This is a genomic window from Paenisporosarcina sp. P4_E4_2 (assembly GCF_056401595.1).
The window spans coordinates 1-8,692 of sequence record NZ_JBFUJC010000117.1 but is presented as its reverse complement, the minus strand read 5'-3'; the positions used below and the strand labels follow the sequence as shown (position 1 = coordinate 8,692).

The window sequence follows — 8,692 nt, the reverse complement described above, 5'->3', positions numbered from 1 at the left end:
GTCCAGTACCAACCGTTAAACAAACCGTGCGTCGGAAACCTTTTGCTGCGCCAAGTCGATGTTCAGCAAGACCGGCACAATTCGCATCATTATTGACCTCGACTCGAAGCCCTGTCGCTTTCTGTAAAAGCGCTTTCACTTCTGTGCCTTGCCAGCCGGGCAATGTCTCAGTTTCGAAAGTGATGACGCCTTGTTCCGCGTCCACCATGCCTCTCGTGCCAATCCCAATCGCCTCGATGTGCGGATGGTTCTGTAAAAATTCGACTACTTTTTCTTCTAAATAAGGATACAAAGGGATCTGAGTTGGAACAACATGATCTTCAATCACTTGTCCCGTCGAATCGACAACGCCGAATCGAATCTTCGTCCCTCCAATATCCACACCAAGGACTACCATCTACTCTTGACCTCCATTATATTGAAATCTATTAAACGATGAAGTTATCTTTTTTATCATACATGATTTTACCGATTCGTCTATATTTGATTTTTCACAAAATTCATTCCGACGCAGATGAGTAAAAAACCAATGCCTCATATGGTCGCAACTCAATTTTATCAAGCAGATCAACAGAAGGATAATTATGGCTGATCAGTTTACTATTACAAATATAGTTTTTCACGACATCATCTTTTAGTAAAATTTCATCCTTACTGAAATTACATAACACCAACAGGCTTTCTTTCTCAGCTCTGCGTTCATAAGCAAATAGCTGTGCATGATCCTTGAATAATATTTTGAAGTCACCGATTGTGATAACGTCCAGCTGTTTTCTCAACTTGATCAGCTGCTGATAATGTGCAAACACCGACTGTTCACTCTGTAAATCATTCGCCACATTAATTTCTGAATATCTCGGATTAACTTCGATCCACGGAGTCCCCGTTGTAAAACCACCATTTTTTTCAGATGACCACTGCATCGGTGTGCGTGCATTATCTCGACCTTTTGCATAAATGGATTGCATAACGATATCGTGATTGGCACCCTGCTCCATTTTTTCATGATACATATTTAATGTTTCCAAATCTTTGTATTGGTCAATTGTTTCGAATGCCACATTCGTCATGCCAATTTCTTCGCCTTGGTAAATATAAGGTGTCCCTTGCATCATATGTAAGCAAGTTGCGAGCATTTTTGCTGACTCCACACGATACTCCCCATCGTTACCGAAACGCGACACAATCCGTGGTTGATCATGGTTATTCCAATAAAGACTATTCCACCCTTTGTCTTGAAGCGAGATTTGCCACTTTTCAAGATTGTCCTTCAGATCGATTAAATTCAAAGGTTTTAGATCCCATTTACCATTAGGACCACTATCTAAATCCATATGTTCAAATGTGAAAATCATATTCACTTCTTTATTTTCAGGGTTCGTGTAATCGATTGCTTCCTTTGGTGAAGCTCCTGGCATTTCGCCAACTGTCAAAACGTCATAATGCGAAAGCACCTCTTGATTCATCTCTTGTAAAAAGTCATGTATCTTCGGACCGTTAATGAAATAGGGACTGCCATCCCCGTAAGCTTGTCCTTCATTTTGTGCACCATTAGGCAAACCTGGCTCCTTAGAAATGAAATTGATTACATCCATACGGAATCCGCCAATCCCTTTATCCAGCCAAAAACTCATCATGTCATACACCGATTGTCGCAATTCATCATTTTCCCAGTTTAAATCAGGTTGTTTTTTAGAGAACAAATGAAGGTAATAATCTTGTGTTGCGTCGTTCAATTGCCAAGCGGACCCACCAAAAACCGATCCCCAATTGTTCGGCGGCTGTCCGTTTTTACCCTGTGCCCATATGTAAAAATCTCGTTTAGGATTATCTACACTCGACTTCGACTCAACAAACCACGCATGTTCATCCGATGTATGATTGACGACCAGATCCATAATAATTTGGAGATTCCGTTCCTTTGCCGCTTCCAATAACTCATCAAAATCCGCCATGCTTCCGAATTCATCCATGATGGATTGATAATCCCGAATATCATAGCCGTTGTCATCATTTGGAGAATCGTATATCGGACTCAGCCAAATCACATCCACACCAAGCTCCACCAGATAATCCAATTTTGAAATGATTCCTTGTAAATCGCCGATTCCATCACCATTAGAATCATAAAAACTGCGTGGATACACTTGATACACAACACTTTTTTTCCACCAGTTAGTTTCAATATTCATGTCATTTCCCCCGTTAATTTTTGAAACTAGCGTAACATAATTTTTACTTGACTGAAAATTTTCATTTCTCTCGTATGTTGAAAGCCATAAAAAAAGAACCTACAATGTTTAGACGCTTGAAGATTCTCTTTAACGATATTTTATTTGTTTGATACAAAATTAAGGCTCAATTAAATTCCTTGGTATCTATTCAGTAATGAATCAAGCTCCTGGCTGCATGCGACTACGCTGGAATGCGTAAAACCAAAATGCTTTGCTTTGTAATACATTACTCTCCTTTTAATATTGATTTGTCCAAGTAAAAACATTTTAAGGTGAATATTTGTCATGATTACCCTTTCCTCCATTTAATAATTTTTGGTATTTTTTGTATACGAATTAAAGACGTTGTACACTCAAAGAACATCTTAACTAATTGGCTTTGTAAAAAAATGTCGCATTGTGGTGAGTTTTTAAAAATTCACTAATTTGTCACATTCACTAAATTATTTGATGTTTAATATTGAAAAAACATGTTTTTTCTGATTCGCAATTTTAGTAATACGAAATAATATTTTGTTCATCCAGGTGCTTCATGAATTTTATTTGTATTTGAATTTCCGGCAAGAGATTTACACAGTAAAAATGCTAATAGGATACCAATCATATCAACGCCTACATCAAAAAGTCTCCCATTGCGTTGAAAATATAGCTGTAGGATTTCTGTGAAAAACGCAAACATACTGCATAACATAAACGCATGGCCAAACCTTTTGATCGTTGCAAAAAGGAAGAAAAACAGAAGTCCAAAAGCAGAAATGTGACCGATTTTTTGTATCACATAGAACTCTTTCTCGAGGTGAATATCATGTGTAATAAACAAGTCACGAAAATTCGGTTTGACATCCAGATGAAAACTGATTGCTTGCTCATATAAAAAAGCGTGAGCATCCGCGGTACAGCCTGCGACTAATATCGTGACCATCCAGAATAACAGGAGGAGTTGTTTTAAACATGTGGAAAGCGCCATGTTAGTTCAACTCCAGCCCAGGTAGAAATATACTCTTAATAAAATTTTTAAGCTTTATTAATAAATAAAACAAAACCGCACATCCTTTCATCGAATGTCATGTAAAGCGGATATGAAGAAAGACTATCTGTGGCTATTGAAAAGGTTGACCACAATTTCTATCAGTTATTCGCACAAAATAAATAAAAGCCGACAGAATGAACTGTCGGCCCGTGTTTTATGAATTTTGGTTACCTCTTAATTGTTGTTGGGCTTGTGCTACTAATCGCTTAGTGATTTCTCCGCCAACGGAACCGTTAGCACGCGATGTAGCGTTTTCGCCTAATTGTACTCCAAATTCTTGTGCAATTTCATACTTCATTTGATCCAAAGCTTGTTTTGCACCTGGTACTGACAATTTGTTGCTTGAATTGTTGTTTGCCATGTTACTCACCTCCTTGTTGCATATAGAATGTCTCATTTTTAAAAAATCATACAAGAAGGTTATATATTTTGTTCAAGAATGGATGTTTTTTATGAAGCGATTTAGGCTGACCATTGTTTTGTTGGAACAATTGAGGGTTTAGTTGAAAAAAAGTGTGGCTTAATTGGAAATAAGGAGATTTTAGTTGGAAAAATTGCAGCAATCGTTGGAATTACACCTATAGTGAAATCTATATGTGCCTATATTATTAATAACTCCTTTCATATATATAGAAACAGAAGGAGGATTCCGATGAACAAAGTGATGTATACCGTATATGAATGTTATAAAGAAGTTTTCAACCCACTTGAAATAGTGACGTCTATTTTTAGATACATTAAAATAACCAATTGGAAAAACCGTTTGATTCTTGCTACCATGCCAACTTCGTTACTTGTCTGTCTATTTCTTTATTTCAATAATTATTTTCTCTTATCCACACTAACTATTTTCACGGGATATTTAGTATATGCCATATTTGAATGTTATTTAAAACATGATATTTCCATTAACAACTCTATTTATCATTTCAAACAGGACTATGAAGAAGAAGTATCGACGTGGATTAACTTACTGGAACAGAAACTTCACTTTTCGCTTATGGATCTGAACAATCTCCAAATGCTAGAGGTCATTGTTCGAAATGAAATTGAAAATACCATGACCAAAAAATCGTTTGGAACCCGTATGAGTAGTTCCATTCAAATTTATTTAATTCCTTTACTAAGCTTTTTAGGCGGGATTCTCTTTTCCCAATCGATTACGATTCAATATTTGGACATGGTGTTCCTGGGAATTGTCTGGTTTTTCCTTCTCCTCGCAATTATTAATGTGATGGCACATACAATCTTTGACTTCTCGAGTCAAACGAAACTTCGGGATATTTTGTCCTTGCTTTTGGAAATCAAACTCAACATTATTTCCTCACAGAAAAAATGATATTCCACACGAATTTAATTAGGCAATTCGATTGATTTTCAGATATGTTTGATTGATTTCCAGATAAACCATGTTGATTTAGAGATATTACCATGCGAAATATTGATATGTACAAATGAATTTCAGATATCCACTTTTGAATTCCAGATAATCCGTTAAAGACCTATTTTTCAACACAAAAAAACCTTCTGGAACTCATAGCCAGAAGGTTTTTGCTTTGGTTATAAGGAAATAATGCTTACATCGTTCTTCTGACAAGGTAAGAGAGTTCTTAAGGTTAACCGAGAATAATAAAATAATGAAACGACACATTTACACAAGGAGGTACATATGAATGAACAAAATATCACTAATTTAGTTGCTATCCTGCAAGACATTCAAATTGATCTACATCACATCAGTGAATCGTTACATACTTTAGCACACCATCCTCCCATTCACGATAAAAGTTTCAACGGAATGGAAGAAAAATTAAGGAGCATCGCCTGTTTTCTGGAGGATATCTCATATAAAAAATAAATGATATGTAAATTTTTCGATACAAAAACCCACTAGAACAGCTCTAGTGGGTTTCGTGCGTAACTCCTATATTCATTTCACAGATACGCGATTGCGACCTGCTCCTTTTGATAAATAAAGAGCTGCATCCGCTTTAGAAAATAATATACTGGAATCGTTGCCTTTTTCATACGTTGTCACACCAATGCTGACAGTCACACGTTTTTGAGTCCAGGATCCATGATCGAGATTCAGTCGAATCCGTTCCGCCATCACCCGTGCGCTTTCTTCATTCGTACTCGGAAGCAAGATCATGAACTCTTCTCCACCCATGCGGGCAACAACATCGTGCTCTCTTGTCTCTCTTAAAAGCTTCCATGAAAGCTCGCGAAGCACGGCATCGCCCATTGGATGACCAAACGTATCATTGACCTGTTTGAAATGATCGACGTCAATCTGCAACAAGGAAAAAGTCTCATTCTCCGAACTCTCCGCTAACTGAACGAGATCCATTAGTTTTTTCTCCAAGAAACGACGATTCTTTAATCCCGTCAGTGCATCCGTCATTGCAAGTTCCAGCAATTCTACATTTAAATCCAACAATTCCTGTTGTTTCCCTTCGACTTCTTTCAGTAACTCTTGCAATTTTCTGTTGGCTTCATCCGTATCATGAAGAATCCGCTCAGCTTTTCGTCGAGCAAGCAACAGCTCATTCTCATACTTATCGCGCACTGCCATCTGAACCAGTACACAAGAAAATTGGTCATTGTGTTTAACCGCATTCATCAAAACCGGAAGATGATGTTCTTTACCTTTTAACATCAAATACATCTCATTGACTTTTCCGTGCAACATAATAGACGGAGCGAAGTAAGTTTGAAAATAAATGCGGGATGGCACCGTCAAAATGTCATGCAAGTGAACAGGTGTACCTTCTACACCGAGCATATCACGCAAGGTACGATTCATTTCCACCACGTGAAAGCTTTGATTCATCACCAAATAACCACAAGGTGCCAAATCCAATTGCTCTTCCATTTAATTTCCTCCCTTCACTTCGTCAAATACGCTTTTATGCACGTCACAGTCTCTTCAGGATAACTAAGATGCGGATTGTGTCCTGTAGCTTCCATCAGCACAAACTCACTTGTAGTAATTTTCGTATGTAGGTATTCGCCCATTGCCATGGGAACAATAGCATCGAATTGTGTCTGTAAAATTAAAGTTGGTGACGTAATTTCACCAAGCATATCACGCGAATCGGAAGTAAATGTCACTTCAGCAAACTTCCGTGAAATGACAGGATCATTCGAGCACAACGTGTTCTCAAAATTCTTTGTTATTGTTGAATCCGAAGCTTCACCCATTACAACTGGCGCTAAATATTTCGCCCATTCCCGATAATTAATTTCCATCATATCTAGTAACGCATCAACATCCGATTTATCAAAGCCACCAACATATCCTGGTTCATTCAAATAATGTGGTGAAGGACCAATCATTATTAATTTTTCTATTATCCCGGGTCTCTCAATACTAGCCAATGCACCGATCATACTACTGACAGAATGCCCAACGAATACGATATTTTCCAACTCAAGTGCGTCACACACATCAATTACATCTTGGGCATACCCATTCAAAGAATCGTATCGCTCTGTCGAATACCTAGACTTATCACTGTTGCCAGAACCAACATAATCAAACAGGACTACACGATAATCCGTTGAAAATGCTGGTGCTACATCACGCCAAACGGACTGATCACAGCCAAAACCATGAGCAAACAATATCGTCTTTTGACCTTCCCCAAACACTTTCACGTTATTCCGTTCAACTATATCATTGTACATTTACCTAATTTCTCCTTCGTGATGTATTCCATTATAGGTTAATTATACCATAATAAACTCCACAATATGGTAACTTACCATCTATTTTAACTACTTCAAATATACATCTATTTACTGCTTAACAGAACCCAGCGAATAAAATCTGGCATGGAGAAAGCTGTATCTTTCCTAGAGTCTCGCAGGTATGGAGCGATGTTAGATGCGACTTCCGAGTTTAACAAGATGGAAGGAATTGCAGAAGATAGTAAAGCCTATATCGCAATATCTTGCATTTTATTCTATGACGAATGTTACAACACAAAAACACTTCCAGTTACATGCACCGGAAGTGTCTATCAATCTCCTATCAACTTAAAAAATTCTACCTCGAGCTGTTCAGGTCGAATCGGTTTACTGAAAAAATATCCTTGGCCCATCGGACAGTCCAATTCAGCAAGAAGATGAAGATGCTCCTCTTTCTCAATCCCTTCAGCGACAACATTGAGATTGAAGGTTTGTCCGATTGAAATGATGGTCTTAACAAGAGATAGGTCCTGGCTATTGCCAATCAAATCACGAATAAACGATTGATCGATTTTCAACGTATCAAATGGCAAGTTCTTTAGCATGCTCAGCGACGAATACCCTGTACCGAAATCATCAATCGAAATACCTACTCCAAGCGCTTTCAGCGAATTAATTTTGGGCATAACCAAATCAATATTTTCGATTACACTTTCCGTTACTTCAAATTCCAAATATTTTGCTTCAATACTATAAGAATAAAGACACGACTCGATAAAAGGAACGAAATTATTATCACGGAATTGGCGCTGGGATACGTTCACTGAAACTTTAACAGGCGAATACCCTTTGTCATGCCATCTTCGCATCTGGTACAGAACATCATTGATGATCCAGTTACCAATCTCATTGATCAACCCTGTATCTTCAGCAACCGGAATAAATTCCATCGGCGAAACCTTTCCGAGAAGCGGATTGTCCCATCGTATCAAGGCTTCAATGCCTGCCAGTTTGGAATTGTGCAAATTAAACTTCGGTTGATACACCACATAAAGCTCCTCATTGCGAATCGCTCTTCTTAATTCTATTTCAATGAGCGTTCTTCTTTCACGCTGCTCTTTTAACTCATTATTGAAGAATTTATAGGTGTTTTTTCCATCCAATTTTGCATAATACATCGCAGTGTCTGCCATTGTAATTAATTCATTCATATCGTCCGTATGTTCTGGACTGCCGCTAATGCCTATACTGGCCGTCACAAAGATTTCATTGCCTTTAAGATAGAAAGGTTCTTTTATGTATTCCCCAATGTCCATTGCGATATTTTTAACGAAATCCATGTTCTCTTTAAGAATCAGGACAACAAACTCGTCGSCACCTAAGTGATACGTCTTAATCATATGATTACTGAAGAAACTCAATCGTTCCGCTACCTCAATCAGTAATTTATCTCCCACTTCGCGGCCCATTGTATCGTTGATTATTTTAAATCGGTCCAAATCAATAAACAACAACGATGATTCTAAAGATTGTTCTTTGAATATTTCTAGATCTTGATTCAACTTGCGGCGATTTGAAAGATGAGTCAATTCATTATGTTCAGCTTTATACTTCATCATGGCTTCGTATTGTTTTTTCTTTGTTATATCTCGAATAATCACGAGTGTTTTTTGAGTTTCATTTAATAGTGACATCGTGATTTCCAAAGGAAACGTGGACCCATCACTTTTAAGTC

10 protein-coding genes are annotated in these 8,692 nt (G+C 37.7%); 2 read left to right on the top strand and 8 right to left on the bottom strand.

The features are described 5' to 3' along the window. The 5 genes from AC1DSB_RS10015 to AC1DSB_RS09995 all read right to left on the bottom strand — a co-directional run. On the bottom strand, positions 1–397 hold a 397-nt coding region (locus AC1DSB_RS10015; RefSeq protein ID WP_477586637.1), incomplete at its 3' end, for an ROK family protein. A gap of 103 nt (positions 398–500) precedes the next feature. After that, positions 501–2,192 (bottom strand): glycoside hydrolase family 13 protein, encoded by a 1,692-nt coding sequence (locus tag AC1DSB_RS10010; protein ID WP_477532351.1) that lies wholly within the window; start codon positions 2,190–2,192, stop codon positions 501–503. Positions 2,193–2,362: 170 nt separating this feature from the next. After that, on the bottom strand, positions 2,363–2,521 hold the full coding sequence (locus AC1DSB_RS10005) for an aspartyl-phosphate phosphatase Spo0E family protein (protein ID WP_016428166.1): 159 nt from the start codon (positions 2,519–2,521) through the stop codon (positions 2,363–2,365). Positions 2,522–2,751: 230 nt separating this feature from the next. Then, positions 2,752–3,201: a VanZ family protein gene (locus AC1DSB_RS10000; RefSeq protein ID WP_477532350.1), complete on the bottom strand. Its 450-nt coding sequence runs from the start codon at positions 3,199–3,201 to the stop codon at positions 2,752–2,754. Between the two features lie 217 nt (positions 3,202–3,418). Beyond that, positions 3,419–3,625, bottom strand: a complete 207-nt coding sequence (locus AC1DSB_RS09995) for an alpha/beta-type small acid-soluble spore protein (RefSeq protein ID WP_016428168.1) — start codon at positions 3,623–3,625, stop codon at positions 3,419–3,421. A gap of 291 nt (positions 3,626–3,916) precedes the next feature. Between AC1DSB_RS09995 and AC1DSB_RS09990 the strand changes: the two genes are divergently transcribed. Further along, positions 3,917–4,603, top strand: a complete 687-nt coding sequence (locus AC1DSB_RS09990; protein WP_477586635.1) for a hypothetical protein — start codon at positions 3,917–3,919, stop codon at positions 4,601–4,603. A gap of 330 nt (positions 4,604–4,933) precedes the next feature. Then, positions 4,934–5,122: a hypothetical protein gene (locus AC1DSB_RS09985; protein ID WP_477532348.1), complete on the top strand. Its 189-nt coding sequence runs from the start codon at positions 4,934–4,936 to the stop codon at positions 5,120–5,122. A 72-nt stretch (positions 5,123–5,194) separates the two neighbouring features. Here AC1DSB_RS09985 and AC1DSB_RS09980 read toward each other — a convergent pair whose 3' ends face one another. The 3 genes from AC1DSB_RS09980 to AC1DSB_RS09970 form a co-directional block, all read right to left on the bottom strand. Further along, positions 5,195–6,139, bottom strand: coding sequence for a GGDEF domain-containing protein (locus AC1DSB_RS09980; protein ID WP_477533040.1), 945 nt, complete (start codon positions 6,137–6,139; stop codon positions 5,195–5,197). 14 nt (positions 6,140–6,153) lie between these two features. Beyond that, positions 6,154–6,954: an alpha/beta fold hydrolase gene (locus AC1DSB_RS09975; protein WP_477533041.1), complete on the bottom strand. Its 801-nt coding sequence runs from the start codon at positions 6,952–6,954 to the stop codon at positions 6,154–6,156. A 335-nt stretch (positions 6,955–7,289) separates the two neighbouring features. After that, on the bottom strand, positions 7,290–8,692 hold a 1,403-nt coding region (locus tag AC1DSB_RS09970; RefSeq protein ID WP_477586633.1), incomplete at its 5' end, for a putative bifunctional diguanylate cyclase/phosphodiesterase.